The sequence below is a fragment of the Streptomyces sp. E2N166 genome, from assembly GCF_003671715.1.
Classification (GTDB): domain Bacteria; phylum Actinomycetota; class Actinomycetes; order Streptomycetales; family Streptomycetaceae; genus Streptomyces; species Streptomyces thinghirensis.
The window spans coordinates 691,091-709,052 of record NZ_RAIF01000006.1; the positions used below are offsets into that span (position 1 = coordinate 691,091).

Sequence of the window (17,962 nt, forward strand, 5' to 3'; positions counted from 1 at the left end):
TCGGCCGCCCCGGCCGGTGACCGGCGGCCGAGGCGCCCGGGCCACCACGCGACCGCCCCGATGTCGCGGGCGAGCGCCGGAACGAGCAGCGAGCGCACCACCAGCGTGTCCAACAGGACGCCGAAGGCCACGATGAAGGCGATCTGCACGAGGAAGGCCAGCGGAATCACCCCGAGGGCGGCGAACGTGGCGGCGAGGACGACACCGGCCGAGGTGATCACGCCGCCGGTGGCGGTCAGACCCCGCAGGATGCCCTCCCGTACCCCGTGGTCCAGCGATTCCTGCCGTACCCGGGACATGAGGAAGATGTTGTAGTCCACGCCGAGGGCGACCAGGAACACGAACCCGTACAGCGGCACGGACGCGTCGGTGCCGCTGAAGCCGAACACGTGGGTGAAGACGAGGGCCGAGACGCCCAGCGTGGCCAGGAAGTTCAGCGCCACCGTCGCCACGAGCAGCACGGGCATCAGCAGGGAACGCAGCAGGACGATCAGGATGACCAGGATGATGGCGAGGACCACGGGCACGATGAGTGTGCGGTCGTGTTCGGCGGTGCGCTGGGTGTCGTACTGCTGGGCGGTGTAGCCGCCGACGATGGCGTCCGCGCCGGGCACGTCGTGGACGGCCGACCTCAGCCGGGCCACGGTGCTCTTGGCGGCGTCGCTGTCCGCGGGCGCCTGGAGCGTCGCGTCGATCCGTACGCGCCCGTCGACCACCTTCGGCTCACCGCCGCCGGGCCGGCCGGAGGCGGTCACCGCGGCGGCGGTGGCGACGCCGCGCGTGTCGCGGGCCGCCGCGAGGACGGGGTCGAGACGGTCGGCGTCCGCGATGATCACGGCGGGGTTGCCGGAGCCGCCCGGGAAGTGCCGCGCCAGGGTCTGCTGGGCGGCGACGGAGGGCGCGTCGTTCACGAAGATCTCGTCCAGCGGTACGCCCTTGGAGGTCAGGGTCGGCGAGAACGCGGCACAGGCGAGGAGCGCGGCGAGGGAGATCGCCCAGATGCGGCGCGGGGCCCGGTCCACGAGTTCGGCGATGCGGTGCCACAGGCGGTGTCCGGCGTCGGGATCGCCGGTCCGGACGGGCTTGGCCGGCCAGTAGGCGGCCCGGCCGAGCAGGACCAGGACGGCGGGCAGGAAGGTGAGCGTGCTCAGTACGGCGCAGACGATGCCGATGGCCCCGACGGGTCCGAGCGCGCGGTTGTTGGTCAGGTCGCTGAGCAGCAGCGCCAGCAGGCCCAGGGCGACGGTCGCCGCGCTGGCGACGACCGCTCCCCACGAGGCGCGCAGGGCGGCGCGGACGGCGCTGAAACGGTCCGGATGCCTGGCCAGTTCCTCGCGGTAGCGGGCGGTGAGGAGCAGCGCGTAGTCGGTGGCGGCGCCGATGACCAGGATGGAGAGGATGCCCTGGACCTGTCCGTCGACGCGTACGACGTCGCGGTCGGCGAGCGCGTAGACGATCGCGCAGGCCAGGCCCAGTGCGAAGACGGCGCCGAGGATGATGACGAGGGGCAGCAGGACGCTGCGGTAGACGAGCAGCAGGATCACCAGCACGGTGACCAGTGCGACCCCGAGCAGCAGCCCGTCGATGCCCGCGAAGGCGTCGGAGAGATCTGCCTGGGAGGCCGCCGGCCCGGCGAGCTGGGCCCGGGCGCCGGCCACCTGCCCGGCGGCGTCCCCGATGCGCTCCAGGACGTCGGGCAGGCGGTCGCCGAGGTCGGGCTCGACCTGGACGACGGCTTGGAGGGCCTCGCCGTCGTCGGAGGGCAGGGCGGGTGTCGCGGGACCGACGATCCCGGGCTGTCCTTCGAGGCCCGCGACCGACCGGGTGGCCGCCGCCCGGTGTTCGGTGACGGCGCCGCCGTCGTCCGCGGTCCACACGACGATCACCGGGAGGGTCTCGTCCTGCTGGAAGGCCTTCTGCGCGTCGACGACCCGGGTGGACTCGGCGCTGCGGGGCAGGAAGGCGGCCTGGTCGTTGGTGGCGACCTCGCCGAGCTTTCCGGCGTACGGGCCGAGCGTTCCGCCGATGCCGAGCCAGATCAGGAGGAGGACGACGGGGACGAGCCAGCGGGCCCGTCGGGAGGGCATGGACATCGGTCTTCGGGTCTCCAGGTCTCCAGCGGCACGAAAGTGACTCGATCATAAACAATCTCAATGATTGAGTTACCAGGGGTCGGCGTGACACACCGACTTCTGCCCGGCCCCGTCCTCCGGATGCGGCACGCGCCGGAGAATCAGCGGTCGGCCGACCGCATGAGCCGCAACTCCTCGTTCATCGCCGCCACGAAGCGGAGCACGGCCGTCAGCTCGCTCTCCTCGAAGCGCGCACAGGTGGTGGCGGCGGCCTCGGCCAGTGGGCGGAAGTACGTCCGGGCCGCCGCCCGGGCGTCGGGCACGTAGTGCAGATGGACGACCCGGCGGTCGGTGCTCTCCCGGACCCGGCGCACGTGCCCAGCGCGCTCCAGCCGGTCCACGCACGCCGTCACCGCGCCCGAGGTCAGCCCCAGGTGTTCGCGCAGCCGCCCCGGCGTCATGGGCTCCTGTGCGTCCAGGATCGCCGCGAGTGCCTGGACGTCGGTGGCGTGCAGCCCGTGCTCGCCGGCGAAGCCCTGCACGAGGCGGTTGATCTCGCCGTTCATCCGCCGGAGCTGCGCGGCGAGGACGTGCAGGTCGCTCGCCTCGGGCCCGGCTCCGGTCCCCCGTTCGTGCGCGTGTTGTCCGCGCTGGTTCGCTGTCGCCACGCGATCAGCGTATAGAAGGGTCAACCTGGGTCATCGCGCATCCACCGCGGTCCCCTGGCGGGAAGTGATCACCGCGACGACTTCCCGTGCGAGACGGAGCCTGCCCCATGAGCGAAGGACACGGCCGCGTGAACGGCGACGGCGAAGAAGACGGCGGCGGCGGAGCGGGGCTGCGCTGCCTGGTCACCGGTGCCACGGGGTACATCGGCGGCCGACTCGTGCCGGAGCTCCTCGCCGCCGGGCACCGGGTGCGGTGCCTGGCCCGTTCCCCGCACAAGTTGCGCGACCACCCCTGGGCCGGACAGGCCGAGGTGGTACGGGGGGACGTCACGGACGCGGACTCGGTGACCGGGGCGATGGAGGGCATCGACGTCGCCTACTACCTGGTGCACGCGCTGGGCGGCGGCGGGGACTTCGAGGAGACCGACCGGCGGGCGGCGCGCACCTTCGCGGAGCGGGCGGAGGCGGCCGGTGTACGGCGCATCGTCTATCTCGGCGGCCTGACGCCACCGGGTGTACCGGAGCGGGACCTGTCGCCTCACCTGCGCTCCCGCGCGGAGGTCGGCCGCGTCCTGCTGGCCTCCGGCGTGCCCACGACCGTCCTGCGGGCCGCGGTCGTCATCGGTTCCGGGTCGGCCTCCTTCGAGATGCTGCGCTACCTCACCGAGCGGCTGCCGGTGATGGTCACGCCGAGCTGGGTGTCCACCCGTATCCAGCCGGTCGCGGTCCGGGACGTGCTGCGCGCCCTCGTCGGCAGCGCGCGCATGCCGAACGACGTCTCCCGCGCCTTCGACATCGGCGGACCGGACGTCCTCACCTACCGGGACATGATGGTCCGCTACGCCCGGATCGCCGAGCTGCCGCGGCGTCTGATCCTGCCCGTGCCGATGCTCACCCCCGGCCTGTCCAGCCACTGGGTCGGCCTGGTCACCCCGGTGCCCGCGTCCATCGCGCGCCCGCTCACCGAGTCGCTGCGGCACGAGGTGGTGTGCCGCGAGAACGACATCGTCCGGTACGTGCCCGCCCCGCCGGGGTATCCGCTCGGCTTCGACGACGCCGTCCGGCTGGCGCTGCAACGCGTGCGGGACGCCCGGGTCACCACCCGCTGGTCCTCCGCGTCGGTGCCCGGGGCGCCGAGCGACCCGCTGCCCACCGACCCCGACTGGGCGGGAGGCAGCCTCTACACCGACCACCGCGCGCTGACCGTCGACGCGCCGCCCGACGCGCTGTGGCGGGTCATCGAGGGGATCGGCGGCGACAACGGCTGGTACTCCTTCCCGCTCGCCTGGGCGGTACGGGGCTGGCTGGACCGGCTGGTCGGCGGGGTCGGCCTGCGCCGCGGACGCCGGGACGCCACCCGGCTGCGGGCCGGTGACTCGCTCGACTTCTGGCGGGTGGAGGAGATCGTCCCCGGCCGTCTGCTGCGCCTGCGCGCGGAGATGCGGCTGCCGGGACTGGCCTGGCTGGAGATGCACGCCGAGACGGACGACGCGGGCCGGACACGGTACCGCCAGCGTGCCCTGTTCCATCCGCGCGGGCTGGCGGGCCACGCCTACTGGTGGAGCGTGTGGGTCTTCCACTCCGTGGTGTTCGGCGGCATGGCCCGCAACATCGCCCGCGCCGCCGCACGGGGTCCCCGGCCGTCCGGCCCGGTGCAGGATGCCCCCGCCTCCTGAGCCGGTGCGGCCGCGCCACCTCGGCGCACCTCCCGAGTCGGTACCGCGTGCGGGGCGCGCGTCGACCGGCCTTCCGCGCCCCACCGTCCAGAGCACGCGGCGGCACACTCCCGCGTCCCGTACCACCGAGGAGCGCCATGACCACGTCGGTCGTCCTGTTCACCCGCGACCTGCGGCTGCACGACCATCCGCCGCTGCGCGCCGCTCTCGACGATTCCCGGGCCGTCGTACCGCTGTTCGTCCGCGACCGTGCCGTCGACGCCGCCGGTTACGCCGCGCCCAACCGGCTCGCCTTCCTCGCCGACTGTCTGCGCGGCCTGGACGCGGGGCTCCGGGAGCGGGACGGGCGGCTGATCGTCCGCTCCGGCGACCTGGTCGAGGAGGTGTGCGCGGTGGTCGGCGAGGCGGACGCCGACGAGGTGCACATGGCGGCCGACGTCAGCGCGCACGCGCACCGGCGTGAGGAACTCCTGCGGGCCGCACTCGAGGCCCAGGGCTGCAGGCTGCACGTCCACGACGCCGTGACCACCGTGCTGGCCCCGGGGTCCGTCACTCCCGCCTCCTCCGACCACTTCGCCGTCTTCACCCCGTACTTCCGGCGTTGGGACGAGCACCCGGTCCGGGGCGTCTTGGCCGCGCCCCGGAGGATCCCCGTCCCGGACGGTGTCGGCTCACAGCCGCTGCCCTCCCGCGGTGACCTGCCGGGACTGTCCCCGGGGCTGCCCGCCGGCGGTGAGGAGGAGGCCAGGAAACGGCTGACGGCCTGGCTGCGCGGCGGCGTCACCGGTTACGAGGAGCACCATGACGACCTGGCCGGCGACGCCACCTCCCGTCTCTCCCCCTACCTGCACTTCGGCGCCCTCTCCCCCGTCGAGCTGGTCCACCGTGCCCGCCGCGAGGCCGGCCCCGGCGCCGAGGCGTTCGTACGGCAGCTGGCCTGGCGGGACTTCCACCACCAGGTCCTGTCCGCACGCCCGCGGGCCGCCTCGGTCGACTACCGCACCCGGCACGACCGCTGGCGTACCGGGGCAGAGGCGGAGGAGGACGTCGCCGCGTGGAAGGACGGGCGCACGGGCTACCCGATCGTCGACGCCGCGATGCGCCAACTGCGGCACGAGGGCTGGATGCACAACCGGGGCCGCCTGCTGACCGCCAGTTTCCTCACCAAGACGCTGTACGTGGACTGGCGCGTCGGCGCCCGGCACTTCCTGGACCTGCTAGTGGACGGCGACATCGCCAACAACCAGCTCAACTGGCAGTGGGCGGCGGGCACCGGGACGGACACCCGCCCCCACCGGGTCCTCAACCCCACGACCCAGGCACGACGCTTCGACCCCGACGGAGCGTACGTCCGGCGCTGGGTGCCCGAGCTGGCGGGACTGGAGGGACGGGCCGTGCACGAGCCGTGGCGACTGCCCGGCCCGGAGCGGGCGGCGTACGACGCCTATCCCGACCCGATCGTGGACCTCGCCGAGGGCCTGGACCGCTTCCGCCGGGCCCGCGGACGCGACTGACCGGGCGGGGCACGCGACCCTGTCGGGGGCGGGGCTGCCGTCAGGTGAAGGGGCTGTTCGGCGCACGGGTACCGGGGCTGTCGGGGCGGGCCGTGTGGTCCGGGTGGTTCCGGCTCCGGCGGGCTTCCTTCATCTCCGCCTCGTACAGATGGTCCCGGCCCTCCGCGAGCCGCTCCACCGCCGCGCGCTCCAGGTCCTTGAACGCCTGGTAGTACGTCCGGTCGTAGGCCTCGACGATCTGGAACGTCCAGTGGCCGGGGATGACGTTGCGCCCGAGGATCTCCCTCTCGACCCGCTCGGCCCACTCCACGTGGCCCGCCTTGCGCAGCAGGGCCACCGCGCGGTCCAGTTCCAGATCCGCCGTGCCGGTGAGCTGGTGGAAGGAGAACAGGTGCCCACGGGCGCGCTCGGTCGTCTCCAGCGCCTTCGACAGGGACCCGAGTGCTTCCACGGTCTCGTCGCTGACGTTCTCGGGGCGCCGGTGCGGGTCTTCCATACCGTGGTGGTTCCTTTCCGTACGAAGGGCCGGTGCGCGGGTCGATGCACGTGTCGGTGCTCGTGAGGACGGCGTCACGCCAGCGGATCGTGGCCCCAGTTCATGAGCGAGTACCGCCAGCGGGTGTCCTGGACGTCGCCCGGGGGACGCTGGGCCAGGTGCCTGCGGATGTAGCCGACGACCTCGCGCATGTGCTGGTAGTCGTCGTCCGAGAGGTCGCCCTTGTTCGTCCGCAGGATGTCGACGATCCTGCGTCCGGACGCGTGCCCGGTCGACTCTCCCCCGTCCTTGTGCTGTCCGGCGTCCTGTGACCGGTCGGAGGCGAGCCACTTCTCCAGTTCGGCGGGCGTCATGTTCACCAGCTCACGGAAGCCGCCCCAGGTCTCCTTCTGCTCCTCGCCGTCCACGCCGCCTCACTTCCTCTTCTTCTTCAGCGCGGACGGCTTGTGCACCGCGGACCTGCCCGACTTCTCACTGCGGACCTGGTACTGCGGGTCGTCGGGAGACGCGTCCACCGTGCGGCCCGCGGCCTCGGTCCGCTCGGTGATCCTCTTCTCCACCTCGCCCCCGGTCCGGGTGCCGTGGGTGCTCCACTCGACCTCGTCGCCCTTCTTGAGGTTCTCGCCCTCGTCGCGGTTCTTCGCCATGTCGGTGCTCCTTCGCTTGCCGGTCGCTCGCGGAGACCGGAGAACTGGTCATGGCCGCAAGCCGCCTCTCCGATGGTTCCCGGGGAGTGCGTCCTCCGGATGCGGTCCGGTACGCAGGTCCGCCAGGACGTCGCGGGCGGCCCGGCTGCCGGAGGCCAGAGCCCCCTGGACCGATCCGGTGGCGCGGTGGTCCCCGCACACGTAACGGCCCTCGGCCCAGCGTGTGTCGCGGTTCAGCGGCCACGGGGGCCGCATCGCCGGGAGCGCGTCCTCGACGGTGTACGTGGCGACCGGCTGCCAGTCGGCCGTGTCGGTGCCGTACAGCAGCGCCGCCCGCCGGCGGACGGCGCTCTCCCCGTCCGGTGCGCCCGCGCCCAGGACCGACGTGGAGACCAGCGCGGTGCCCGGCGGCGCGTAGGTGGGGCTGACCTCGGTGAGCACGCAGGTGTTGAGGACGGCGAGCGTGCTGTCGACCACGAGGGTCGGCTCGGGCAGCGGTGAGCGGCCGGTCGCGTGGTAGTAGGTGGTGACGGTCCGGCCGGGCGGCACGTCGAGCCCCGGCAGCAGACGTGCCGCGGTGGCCGCGTCGGTGGCCACGACCACGGTGCCGGCCGGTCGTTCGGTGCCGTCGTGGAGCAGCACGCCCCGGTCGGTGAGGCCGCGGACGGGTGAGTCCAGCCGCACGGTGCCCTCGGGGAGCCGGGCGGCCAGCAGACGCGGCACGCTGCCGATCCCCCGGGCCGGGAGGCAGAGGGTGCCGCGGGCCATGCTGCGCCAGACGAGGTGGAAGAAGCGGGCCGACGTCTCCAGTTCCGGCTCCAGGAACACACCGGCCAGGAAGGGGCGCAGCAGATGGTCCACCGCATCGCGGGACAGCCCGCCGCGCGCCAGGGCCTGGGCGGTGGTCCGGTCCCGGCCGCGTTTGAGGAGGGCGGTGGGAGCCAGTGCGTCCCTGGCGGTGAGGCCTGCCAGAGCGGTGAGGTCCCGGGCTCCCAGGGCCCGGCCCGGCAGCAGACCGCCGGCTTCGCGCGGGCGCCGGGTCGGGTCGGTGAGGCGCGCGACGCCGGACGGCGTGTGGGCCAGCACCCCGGGGGTGAACGGCCGCAGGCGCAGCCTGCGCAGTGGCAGCAGCCGCCGGACCTGCGGATAGGCGGTGTTGAAGACCTGGAAGCCGCGGTCCAGGAGGAAGCCGTCCCGGCGGTCCGTGCGCATGCGCCCGCCGACCTCGTCGGAGGCCTCGTGGAGCGTGACGCGCAGGCCGGCGCGGGTGAGGCCGAAGGCGCAGGCCAGCCCGGCGAGGCCGCCCCCAACCACGATGACGTCCGGTTCCCGGCCGTGCCCGGTGCTCACCATGCGTGCTCCTTCCGGCTCCTCAACAGCCTGAGCCCTGCGCGGGGGTCACACCACTCGGACGGGGCATCACCGGGCGCCGCGCGTGGGCCGGGGCGGCGGGTCCACGGCCCCCTCCCGGGGCACCGACTCCGCCGTCCGGGGCGGAACTATCCTGGCCCCGGCGCCGCCGTCCACCGCCTCACTCGTCACCGCCGCCGTTCCAGGAGCACCCGTTGAACACCAGCACAGCGACCCCGGACAGCTACTACGAGCGCATCGACGAGCACCGCTACAAGCCCACGGCCCACGCCGGCGGGGCGTGGAGCGCGGACGAGCAGCACTTCAGTCCGCTCGGGGGCCTGATCGTCCACGCCGTCGACCGCCATCTGGCCGGGCGGCCGGTGCCGGCATGTCCCTGAGCCGGATCAGCTTCGACATCCTCGGCCGCCCGGCTCTGGACGAGTGCGAGATACGGGTGGAGACCGTCCGGCCCGGGCGCACCATCGAACGTCCGGGGTCGGACCGCCGCCCGGATTCATGATGAGCCAGCTGTTCGCGAGCTCGACGATGCACGGATTCTCCGCGCGCACGACGTCGGCCACGGTGAGGAAGTGTGTGAGCAGCATTCCCGACTCCGGTGCGGGCAGGTCTTCGCGGCGCGTGCCTGGGTCCCCCACGCTCGGTGTGACGGGTTCCCTCCATCATGGTCCGCGATCGCCCGGCCGGAAAGACGATCAAGAGGGTGTGAGGACCAGCCGCCCTCGCACCTCGCCCGATTCCAGCCTGCGGTGCGCCTCCGCCGTCATCGACAACGGCAGCCGGCCGGCGATGCGCGGGCGCCACGGCGTGTCTCTCAGGAGGCGCACGACGCCCTGAGCCGCCTCGGCGAGGTCGGCGGTCGTGGCGTTGCTGATGGCGAAGCCCACGATGCTCGCGTCCCTGGTGTAGAGCCGGCTCACCGGCAGTCCGGCGGGCCCTGAGCCCAGTCCGGCCATCGCCACCAGGCGCCCGCCCCGCGCCAGCAGGTCCACGGCGTCGGCGAGCGCTCCGTGTCCGGACGTGTCCAGGTGCACGTCGTAGCCGTGGGGTGCGGCCCGGCGCGAACGCTCGACGAGATCCGGTGCCCGGTGGTCGAGGACCTCGGCGGCGCCCAGCTCCCGGACGGCCGCGGCGTCCTCGGCACGCGCCGTGGCGACCACCCGCGCCCCTGCCCGGGAAGCCAGGGCCACGGCGGCGCCGCCCACGTTTCCGGCGCCGCCCCCGATGTACACGGTCTCCTCCGGCCTCAGTCGCCCGTGCCGGAACAGCGCCAGCCAGGCCGACGCCGCCGGGTGGGCGGCCGCCACGAGGTGCTCCCCGTCGATGTCGCGCGGTGCCGCGTAGAGGCGTTCGGCGGCGACCGTCGCGTACTGGGCGCAGGATCCCTGCCGGCCCGCGTGGCCCAGGCTGTTGCACCACACCCGCTGCCCCGGCGTGAAGCCCGCCGCGCCGGGCCCGGCCAGGGCGACCTCGCCCACCAGGTCACGTCCGACGACGAAGGGGAACGGCACCGGTGTGGCGTACGCCCCCGACCGTACGAAGGTGTCAACGGGGTTGACGGCCACGGCGTCGACCCGCACGAGCACGTCCGTGGGGCCGGTCGACGGCACGGGGAGCCGCCCGTAGCGGATGTGGCCGGCCGGGCCGACGGAGTCGATGTACGCCGCGCGCATCAGGTCGGGGACTGTGCCGGTCATGACCTCATGCTACGAACCGGCCGGGGCCGGCGCAGCGCCGGCCGACGGCGGAGGGCTACGGCGTCACGTCCACGCACGGGGAGACCGGCCGAGGCCGGCCCCTTCACACTCCGGTGGTGCGGTGGCCGCGCCCGCCGGAACCGGCCGCCGCTCGGCGCCGCCGGCCGCGCCGCGTCGGTCCCCAGGGCTTGAGGAGCGAGATCACCGTCATGAAGACGTAGGCGGACAGGGAGACGACCGGCCCGAACAGCACCTCGCCCGCGTCGGGCAACGACTCGCCCGCGGCGACCGCCGCAACGGCCGAGTTCACCCCGGGGCGCAGCGCGAAGACCGTGGCGGTCGCCGTGGCCAGCGTCAGCCAGAACTTCGTGTACACCCACCGGTGCCGGGCCAGTCCCCAGGGAGTGCCCAGGGCCAGCACCACACCGCTCGACAGGGTCAGGAACGCGCGGGGGGAGCAGGAGCCAGTCGGCGAAGAGCTTCATGCCACGGACACTGGCCTCCACGGTCACCGCGGAAGCGGTGGTGGCGGCGGTGGCCCCGAGTGCCAGCAGCCCGAGCGAGAGCCCGAGCCAGCCGGCGGAGGCGACGACATGGACGACGAGGGAGACCCGGCGGGCGGGACGGCTGAGTTTCACCCCGCCCAGGCTGCCGGGCGGCGGTCGTGAAGACGTCCGGCGACGGGAGTAACCCCGTGTACTGGCCCGGGCGTACGCGACGAGACGTCGCCCTGCCCCGAACGGCGCAGCCGTTGGTCTCCCGCCCTGCCGGGCACCGCCGTGCGCCCTAGGCTGACACGCGTCTGCAGGAAGACGTCTGCAGGAAAACGCCCCTAGGAGTCGTCATGCGTCTGCCCATCGAACCCAGGCATGTCGCCCCAAGGCTGGCGACCGGCGCCTTCATGCTCAACTCCGGGCTGTCGAAGCGCGCGGCCGATGAGCAGACCGCCGCCATGCTGCACGGAATGGCGAAGAACACCTATCCGTTCCTCGGCAGGCTGCGGCCCGCGACCTTCGCCCGGCTGCTCTGCGCCGGTGAGACGGCGCTCGGCGCCGCGCTGCTCCTGCCGGTCGTACCGACGGTGGTGGCGGGTGCCGGCCTGACCGCGTTCTCCGCCGGGCTGGTGGGGCTGTACCTGCGCACGCCCGGCATGCGCGAGGAGGGCAGCCTGCGTCCGACCCAGGAGGGCACGGCGCTGGCGAAGGACACCTGGCTGCTCGGCATCGGGGTCGGATTCGTCGTCGACGGACTCACCCGCAGGGGCCGGTGACGGCACACCGCCCGCCAAGCGGCCGGGACGGTAACGAGAGGCGTCAGCACCCTTAACGGAGAACCACGGAATCCATAATGCCGTGTGATTCCGTTCAACTTTCGCCGATGCGTCACCAGATCACTGCTGAAACGCACGTCACGTCACTATGCTGAAACCGCTTCGCCGAGTTGGCGCAGCGGCTGCCGACGTGCCCGGGGAGGGGCGCCGACCGCAGTTGTCGGGGGTGCGGGGAAAATCGGGGGAACGGCGGGTGCTGTTCTTTCCTCGATATCTCGAGTATTGCTCATACTGCGAATATCTCGAGAGGTCGACCAGACGCGTCGCGGGCCCATTGTCTCGCCACCCCCGGAATTCGTTCGACGAAAGCTGAGGAATTCCCGTGAGACGCATGACCTCCGTACTTCTTTCCCTGAGCGCTCTGCTGGCGACCTCCGCCCTGGCCGCTCCCGCGGCCGTGGCCGCCCCCGGGGCCGACCGGCCGGCCGCCGTGCCTGCCGGATGGGAGGCGGTGGACGCGAGCGATCTGGCGCGGATCACCGAGGAGACGGGCGCCCGGAAGGCGCCGCTCGCCGCCGGTGGCGGCACCCTCGCCGCGGAGGCGGAGCTGCTGGCCATGCAGTCGGCCCGCAACGCCAGGTTCGTGGCCACCGAGGTGAACTACGCCGCACCGAACACCGGCGCCCTGCGGGCTCGTTCGGCCGAGTTCGGCGGTTCCTGGGAGAGCTTCGCCTTCGAGTGGGACGAGGCCACCCAGACGTACGCCCTGAAGTCCCTGGCGAACAACCGATACGTGGCGGTGGAGAAGAACTTCACCGGCAGCGCGCAGAACCTCCTGCGTGCCCGCTCCACGAGCGTGGGCGGCTGGGAGCAGTTCTTCCTCTACTACAACGAGGACCTGGACCGCTGGGCGCTCCAGTCCACGCTGAACGGACTCTTCGTCACCATGGAGAACAGCTACACCGGATCGCTCCAGTACGCACTGCGCGCCCGCTCCACCGACATCACCGGCTCCTGGGAGGAGTTCGTCCTGTACGACCTCGGCGCCTGACACCCGTACCGCCGAACCACCGGTGCCCATGCGGAAACCGGGCACCGGTGGTTCGCCGCGCCATGTCGAACCGGAACTCCTGGCGCCGCGGCGTCACCCTGTGGATCTGAGGCAGCGGGGCAGCCACTACCGGTCCACCGACAGGGCCGAGACCGAGGCGCTGGGCCGGTACCCGGGCCACCGGCCCAGCGCCGTCCGACGCTGGCCGTCGGCCGCGGCGAGGGCGCGCTCACCGCGCACCTCCCGGGAAGCCATCAGGGCCGGGCCCTGGGACTGTGATGCCGCCGACGTGGAACCTCTCACCACCGGCCGGACAGGTAGACGCCACTGGTCGAGCACGGCACGTTTTGTCTCTTTTCTCCTGGTGACCCGTACGGCGTACACCCACGTGCGACGAGGTGAGAACCATGCTGGTGCTGGGTCTCCTGCTCATGGCGGGTGCCGCCGCCTTCGCGGGACTGCTGATCGCGGACAATCTCTCCGGCGGTCCGGACTACACGGTGTCCCTGCTGGGCAGCGATCCCTTCACGATCAGCACGCTCGGGGCGTTCCTCGGCGGTATCGCGCTGACCCTGATCTTCGGCCTGGGAATGTGGATGCTGCTGGCGGGAACGGTGCTGGCGCGCCATCGCAGCAAGAAGCGCCGCAGGGACCGTGACACCGCCACGCGGGCCGCCGCGGAGCGCGACGAACTGGCCGGCCGCCTGGAGGGCGAAGGCGGCAGCGGCACGGCCGGCGAGCCGGCCGGACATCGTCGTGCGACCACCCACCGGCCGCAGTGGCTCCGGCCGCACGGCCACTGACCGGGGCGGACCCGGCCGACGTCTCCTCCGGCCGGCGACCTTGTGCTGAGCCTCGCACAAGGAGCAGGGCGGCTCGATGTCGTCGAGGCGGAGACGAGGGACGCCCCGGAATGCGCGGTGGGCGCGCGCCGGGCCGGTCATCCCTCCGCGTCGCGGACCAGGAGTGCGATCTGTACCCGGTTCTCGACCGCCAGCTTGGCGAACAGGTTGCCTGTGTGTGCCTTGACGGTCGCGATGCTGATGCGCAGTTTCCGGGCGATCTCCGGGTTGCCCAGTCCGTCCGCGATGGCCCGAGCGGTTTCGAGTTCTCGTTCGGTCAGTGTGGACAGCTGTTTCCGTGCGGCTTCGCGGGATGACCTGCGAGCGTGGGAGGACTGCGGGCCGGTGGCCGCGGCGATCACCCGTGCCGTGGCCGCCGGGGACAGCACGGGGTTCCCCTCCGCGACGGTGCGCACCGCGTCCAGGATCCGCGACGGCTGGGTGTCCTTGAGGACGAACCCGAGTGCTCCGGCGCGCAGTGCGCCGAGCACCAGGTCGTCGGAGTCGAAGGTGGTCAGCATGAGCACCCGGGGCGGCGCCGGCCGGGCGACGAGTTCCCGGGTCGCGCTGAGACCGTCACGGCCGGGCATCCGGACGTCCATCAGCACGACGTCCGGCCGCTGCTCGTCCACCACGGTGATCGCGGCGTTCCCGTCGGCCGCCTCCGCGACGACGGTCAGGTCCGGCTCGCCGTCGATGACGAGCCGCAGGGCCATGCGCACCAGTTGTTCGTCGTCGACGATGACGACTCGCACCGGTTCCCGCTCGCTGTCCACCGGTTCCCGCTCGCTGTCCACTCATGTTCTCTTTTCGTGGGTGGCGTTCGGCCAGGGTAGTCGTGCGGTGAGGATGTAGCCGTTGTCGGGTGTGGGGTGGTGGTCGAGTTCTCCGCCGACGAGGTCGACTCGTTCGGTGAGACCGAGCAGGCCGAATCCCGATGCCGGTGGCTGTGCGGGACCGGTGGTGGCCGGGGAGTTACTGACTCCGACGTCGAGTCGGCCGCCCGCCGATCCTTCGAGGGTGATGTGTATGTGTGCTCCTGGAGCGTGCTTGGCGGCGTTGGTCAGGCCCTCCTGGACGACCCGGTAGCAGGTGCGTCCGACGGCGTCGGGCGGCGTTCCCGTCACCGTGGTGGTGAGGGTCACGTCCAGTCCGGACGTGCGGGCGTCGGCCACCAGGCCGGGGATCGCCTCGAACGAGGGCTGTGGCGCTTCCGGGTGGCCCGGGTCGGCCCGGAGCACGCCCAGGACGTCCCGTAGTTCTTCCAGGGCTTGGTGCGAGCCCTCGGCGATGCCGCGGACCAGCACCCGGCTTTCCTCGGCTCCGAGGTCGCCGCGGTGGTCCAGCACTCCGGCCTGCATGGCGACGAGCGAGATCCGGTGCGCGAGGACGTCGTGCATCTCGCGGGCGATCCGGTTGCGTTCCAGGGCCCGTGCCTGCGCCGCTCGTGCGGTCTGTTCCCGCTCCGCGCTCTCCGCCCGGTCCCGCAAGGACCGCACTTCGACACGCCGCGCCCCGACGGCCATGCCCACGGCCACCGCGATGCCCGCGGTCAGTGCCGGGAGGACGAGCTGCAGCCACCACGAGCCGGACGGGCTCTGGACCGGGTAGAACCCGACAGCGACCTGTGAGGCGGTCACGAAGGTGAGCACGACGATCCCGGTCTCCACCGGGCGACGACGGGCGGAGATCGATCCCAGCGCCACGAGCGCGGCGCCGGTGGCGAGTGCCGACGCGGCCGAGGCGATCACGACCGTCAGGGCGACGGCGAGCGGGAACCGCCGCCGCCACCACAGCGCCGCGAGGCAGCCGAGTGCCACCAGCGGGTCACCGATCAAGAACCAGGAGCCCGTTTCGGCTGCCTGCCCCCGCGCCAGCAGCACACCGGTGGAGAGCCAGGCCGGTACGCCCATTGCCGCGGCCGCCGCCAGCCGCCAGGTCTGCTGCCACCACCCGAGCCGTGGCGCGACGTCGATGTTCACCTGGTCATTATCGCGAAACGGTGCCGCCGCAGAGTCAGCCGCAGGGCTGATGCGCATCCTGGACCAGAGTCGAATCACCGCCTCCCCCTCGACGGCGGGACGGGCCGAGTGGTCTGGGCGGGCCGAGTGGGCTTCAGCGTTCCTGACCCTCACGGCTGCGGTTCGGCGTACGCGAAGTCGTACGGGGCCCAGTCGGTGACCCGGCGGTACCCGAGGCGCCGGTAGAGGGCGTTACTGGTGGGGTTGGCCGCGTTCGTGTACAGCACGACCTCCGTGGCGCCCGAGGTGAGCGCGGCCCGGCTCACCTCGGCCGTCACGGCGGCCGCGTAGCCACGCCCGCGGAGGTGGGCCGGGGTGTAGACGGGGTCCACCCGGACCATCCCGGCGACCAACGGGTTCACGCCCGCGATGGAGACGGGGGTGCCCTCCGGGGTCTCCCAGAAGGTGTAGCGCTTCTCGGCGAAGCGCGTGCCGGCCCAGGAGCCGGCGTCGATGGTGACGGTCTCCCCGAGGTCTGCGGCGAGTGCACGGCACCAGCGCATGAGGTCGTCGTGGTCCTGCTCGCCCAGGATCCGGCCGCGGCCCTCCGGGTGCGGATCCGGCGGGGTGAGCGTGCCGAGGCGGTACAGGTGCATTCGGACGCGGAGCGTCGGCATCGCGCCGGTGTGCCGCTGCCAGGCCTCGGCGAACGCGGTGGCGGTGTCGTGGTCCGCGGTGACGCCGGCAAGAGTGTGACCGAGGCCGTGCAGACGGGCGGCCAGGGCGTCGGCCCGTTCGGGAGAGAGCGGGGTGAGGGTCAGCCGGCGGGTCGACGGGCGGAAGAAGATCGCCCGGGTCTCGCCCTCCGACTCCAGTCGGCCGAAGAGCACGGTACCGGGCTCGAACGCCCCCGGTCGGATCCGCCACTTCTCCGTCACGGTGAGCGGTGTGTTGTGCAGGACGGGGCGCGAGCGGAGGAAGTCCCCGGCCCGGGCGAGGAAATCGTCGATGTCTTCGGTGAGGTGCCAAGCATCCGAACGCATGCTTCATGATCCCGCGGGCTCTCGTTTCCGGAGGGGCGGTGTGGCGAATCGGCCCCGTGCGCTGTGGGAAGCGGCAGAATGGGGCGATGGACCATCACTTCGTCGGCATACCGGAGTTGACCGGTATTCCCCGTGTCGCTGTCGTCGTCGACGTCATGCGCGCCTTCACCGTGGCTGCCTGGGCCTTCTCGCGTGGCGTCGAGAGGATCGTCCTGGCCTCGACGGAGAGTGAGGCACTTGCCCTGAAGGAGAGCCACCCGGGTTGGCTGGCCCTGAAGGACGGAGCTCCGGCAGCGGGCTTCGACGCGGTGAACTCACCCGGCTTGCTCAGGTCATCCGATTTCACCGGCCGCACGCTGGTGCAGAAGACGACGGCGGGAACCGTGGGCGCGCTGGCGGTCGCGAACGCGCCACTGGTCCTGTGCGCGAGTTTCGTGGTGGCCGGCCCGACCGCGCGGTTCCTGCGAACCGAGGAGCCCGGCCCGGTGACGTTCGTGGTCACCGGTGAGGGAGGCCAGGCAGACGAGGACCTTGCCTGCGCCGAATACATCGGCCGGTCCATCGCCGAGGACGACGTCGAGGCGACCCCGTATCTCCACCGCGCGAGGACTTCTCGTGCCGCGGCCGATCTCGCCGGCGGGCTGCGGAGCGGCTACCACCCGGACGATGTCGATCTCTGCTTGGAAATCGACAGGTTCCCCTTTGCGATGGTGGCTCGCCAGGAAGAGTCCCTGACGGTGCTCCGTCCCGTCGCGGAGGTGTGCCAACTGTCGGCCGACACCCCGACCTCACTCTGAAGCGGTCAGTTGAGCGCACGCAGCACCAGCCGCACAACTCCCACGGCTCCTCGCCAGATCCAACCGAGCAGTCCTGCCTCCACAGCGATTTCAGTGGCCGTTTCAGCAGCGTCCGTCCGGTCCGACCCGGAGCGGCACCGGGAACAGGAACGGGGCCAACTGCGCTTTCGGGCACGGCACTTCTTGCATATCGCCATGGCCTCATTCTCCACTGCCGCCGCACCCCTGCCTCATGCGGCCGCTCGGGCGGTGAGGACGGGGGCGCAGCGACGCGACAGCGCCTGCGCTACGGAAGCGGTGAGGCTGACGCCCTTCAGGGCCTCGCACTCCTGAAGGTCGGGGTGGGCCTCGACGGCGGTTCGCCGTCGGGCGCTGAATGCACGGTGTGCGGGCATGAAGACGCTCCGCCCGAGAGCGTCGATGCCGCGAGCCACCGCTTCGAGGGGGCGGCCTCCAGGTGCCGAAGAGTGGGAGACGTCGACTGGCCACCTCCGCTCGACAGCCACCGAAACTCGCGCGTTACCGCGGTTCAGCGCACCCTTCCTCGCGGCTTCAACGGCACGGGCGGCAGTTCCGGAGCAGGCAGCGGGGCACCGTCGTACCCCTTGACCTCTCCGAACCGTGCCCCTTCCATCCAGTCCTGACGGGCCTGCACGATCTCCTCCTGGGACCGTCCGATCCAGTTCCAGAACATAGCGAAGCCTGCGCGCCTTTGCACAGGTCAGCGGCGTTCCGGACCGCCGGCGGTTAGCAAACTGTCAGCATCGGTCCCGGAGGAGTCGTCAATCGTGAGTTCCACTGCCCTGGTTCGTGGGATGGGTTCGTTTTTCAAGGAGTGTGAGCAACCGCGGTCGCGG

Annotated in this window: 16 protein-coding genes and 4 pseudogenes; 7 read left to right on the forward strand and 13 right to left on the reverse strand. The window is 72.3% G+C overall.

The window, feature by feature from the left end:
• Both EBH09_RS03600 and EBH09_RS03605 read right to left on the reverse strand, forming a co-directional pair.
• Positions 1–2,093 (reverse strand): MMPL family transporter (locus tag EBH09_RS03600; RefSeq protein ID WP_121746217.1); only part of this gene is annotated, 2,093 nt, incomplete at its 3' end.
• 140 nt (positions 2,094–2,233) lie between these two features.
• Positions 2,234–2,740: a MarR family winged helix-turn-helix transcriptional regulator gene (locus EBH09_RS03605; RefSeq protein WP_121745551.1), complete on the reverse strand. Its 507-nt coding sequence runs from the start codon at positions 2,738–2,740 to the stop codon at positions 2,234–2,236.
• A gap of 107 nt (positions 2,741–2,847) precedes the next feature.
• On the opposite strand from EBH09_RS03605, the gene EBH09_RS03610 reads away from it, so the two are divergent.
• Positions 2,848–4,416, forward strand: a complete 1,569-nt coding sequence (locus EBH09_RS03610; protein WP_121745552.1) for an SDR family oxidoreductase — start codon at positions 2,848–2,850, stop codon at positions 4,414–4,416.
• 137 nt (positions 4,417–4,553) lie between these two features.
• A complete protein-coding gene (locus EBH09_RS03615; RefSeq protein WP_121745553.1) occupies positions 4,554–5,930 on the forward strand; it encodes a deoxyribodipyrimidine photo-lyase in 1,377 nt (458 codons plus the stop codon).
• 40 nt (positions 5,931–5,970) lie between these two features.
• Here the strand turns inward: EBH09_RS03615 and EBH09_RS03620 are convergent, their stop codons facing one another.
• From EBH09_RS03620 to EBH09_RS03635, 4 genes are all read right to left on the reverse strand, one after another.
• Positions 5,971–6,426 carry a hypothetical protein gene (locus EBH09_RS03620; RefSeq protein WP_121745554.1) on the reverse strand — a complete coding sequence of 152 codons (456 nt, stop codon included), beginning with the start codon at positions 6,424–6,426 and terminating at the stop codon, positions 5,971–5,973.
• A gap of 74 nt (positions 6,427–6,500) precedes the next feature.
• The gene (locus EBH09_RS03625) at positions 6,501–6,833 is read right to left on the reverse strand and encodes a DUF3140 domain-containing protein (RefSeq protein ID WP_121745555.1); all 333 of its coding nucleotides are present in this window, start codon (positions 6,831–6,833) and stop codon (positions 6,501–6,503) included.
• A 6-nt stretch (positions 6,834–6,839) separates the two neighbouring features.
• Positions 6,840–7,073, reverse strand: a complete 234-nt coding sequence (locus EBH09_RS03630) for a DUF2945 domain-containing protein (RefSeq protein ID WP_121745556.1) — start codon at positions 7,071–7,073, stop codon at positions 6,840–6,842.
• A 48-nt stretch (positions 7,074–7,121) separates the two neighbouring features.
• On the reverse strand, positions 7,122–8,426 hold the full coding sequence (locus tag EBH09_RS03635; protein ID WP_121745557.1) for an NAD(P)/FAD-dependent oxidoreductase: 1,305 nt from the start codon (positions 8,424–8,426) through the stop codon (positions 7,122–7,124).
• A 212-nt stretch (positions 8,427–8,638) separates the two neighbouring features.
• Between EBH09_RS03635 and EBH09_RS03640 the strand changes: the two are divergent.
• Positions 8,639–8,913: pseudogene (locus EBH09_RS03640) on the forward strand (acyl-CoA thioesterase domain-containing protein); the annotation flags it as partial.
• A 1-nt stretch (position 8,914) separates the two neighbouring features.
• Here the strand turns inward: EBH09_RS03640 and EBH09_RS38520 are convergent.
• The 3 genes and pseudogenes from EBH09_RS38520 to EBH09_RS03655 all read right to left on the reverse strand — a co-directional run.
• Positions 8,915–9,031 (reverse strand): annotated as a pseudogene (locus EBH09_RS38520) (VOC family protein); the annotation flags it as partial.
• Between the two features lie 108 nt (positions 9,032–9,139).
• Positions 9,140–10,141, reverse strand: a complete 1,002-nt coding sequence (locus tag EBH09_RS03650) for an NADPH:quinone reductase (protein WP_121745558.1) — start codon at positions 10,139–10,141, stop codon at positions 9,140–9,142.
• Positions 10,142–10,244: 103 nt separating this feature from the next.
• Positions 10,245–10,779 (reverse strand): annotated as a pseudogene (locus EBH09_RS03655) (DUF2269 domain-containing protein).
• Positions 10,780–10,985: 206 nt separating this feature from the next.
• Between EBH09_RS03655 and EBH09_RS03660 the strand changes: the two are divergent.
• The 3 genes from EBH09_RS03660 (at position 10,986) to EBH09_RS03675 (ending at position 13,265) form a co-directional block, all read left to right on the forward strand.
• A complete protein-coding gene (locus EBH09_RS03660; protein ID WP_121745559.1) occupies positions 10,986–11,411 on the forward strand; it encodes a hypothetical protein in 426 nt (141 codons plus the stop codon).
• A 391-nt stretch (positions 11,412–11,802) separates the two neighbouring features.
• Positions 11,803–12,462 carry a hypothetical protein gene (locus tag EBH09_RS03665; RefSeq protein ID WP_121745560.1) on the forward strand — a complete coding sequence of 220 codons (660 nt, stop codon included), beginning with the start codon at positions 11,803–11,805 and terminating at the stop codon, positions 12,460–12,462.
• A 407-nt stretch (positions 12,463–12,869) separates the two neighbouring features.
• Positions 12,870–13,265 carry a hypothetical protein gene (locus EBH09_RS03675; protein ID WP_121745562.1) on the forward strand — a complete coding sequence of 132 codons (396 nt, stop codon included), beginning with the start codon at positions 12,870–12,872 and terminating at the stop codon, positions 13,263–13,265.
• Between the two features lie 137 nt (positions 13,266–13,402).
• Here the strand turns inward: EBH09_RS03675 and EBH09_RS03680 are convergent, their stop codons facing one another.
• The 3 genes from EBH09_RS03680 to EBH09_RS03690 all read right to left on the reverse strand — a co-directional run bounded on the left by EBH09_RS03680 (position 13,403) and on the right by EBH09_RS03690 (position 16,308).
• Positions 13,403–14,080, reverse strand: a complete 678-nt coding sequence (locus EBH09_RS03680; RefSeq protein ID WP_121746218.1) for a response regulator transcription factor — start codon at positions 14,078–14,080, stop codon at positions 13,403–13,405.
• Between the two features lie 21 nt (positions 14,081–14,101).
• Positions 14,102–15,286 (reverse strand): histidine kinase, encoded by a 1,185-nt coding sequence (locus EBH09_RS03685; protein WP_121745563.1) that lies wholly within the window; start codon positions 15,284–15,286, stop codon positions 14,102–14,104.
• Positions 15,287–15,435: 149 nt separating this feature from the next.
• On the reverse strand, positions 15,436–16,308 hold the full coding sequence (locus EBH09_RS03690; RefSeq protein ID WP_121745564.1) for a GNAT family N-acetyltransferase: 873 nt from the start codon (positions 16,306–16,308) through the stop codon (positions 15,436–15,438).
• An 86-nt stretch (positions 16,309–16,394) separates the two neighbouring features.
• Here EBH09_RS03690 and EBH09_RS03695 point away from each other — a divergent pair, with 86 nt between their 5' ends.
• Positions 16,395–17,105 (forward strand): 2-phosphosulfolactate phosphatase, encoded by a 711-nt coding sequence (locus EBH09_RS03695; protein ID WP_121745565.1) that lies wholly within the window; start codon positions 16,395–16,397, stop codon positions 17,103–17,105.
• Between the two features lie 529 nt (positions 17,106–17,634).
• On the opposite strand, the pseudogene EBH09_RS03705 reads toward EBH09_RS03695, so the two are convergent.
• Positions 17,635–17,799, reverse strand: a pseudogene (locus EBH09_RS03705) (pirin family protein); the annotation flags it as partial.
• Between the last annotated feature and the right edge of the window lie 163 nt (positions 17,800–17,962).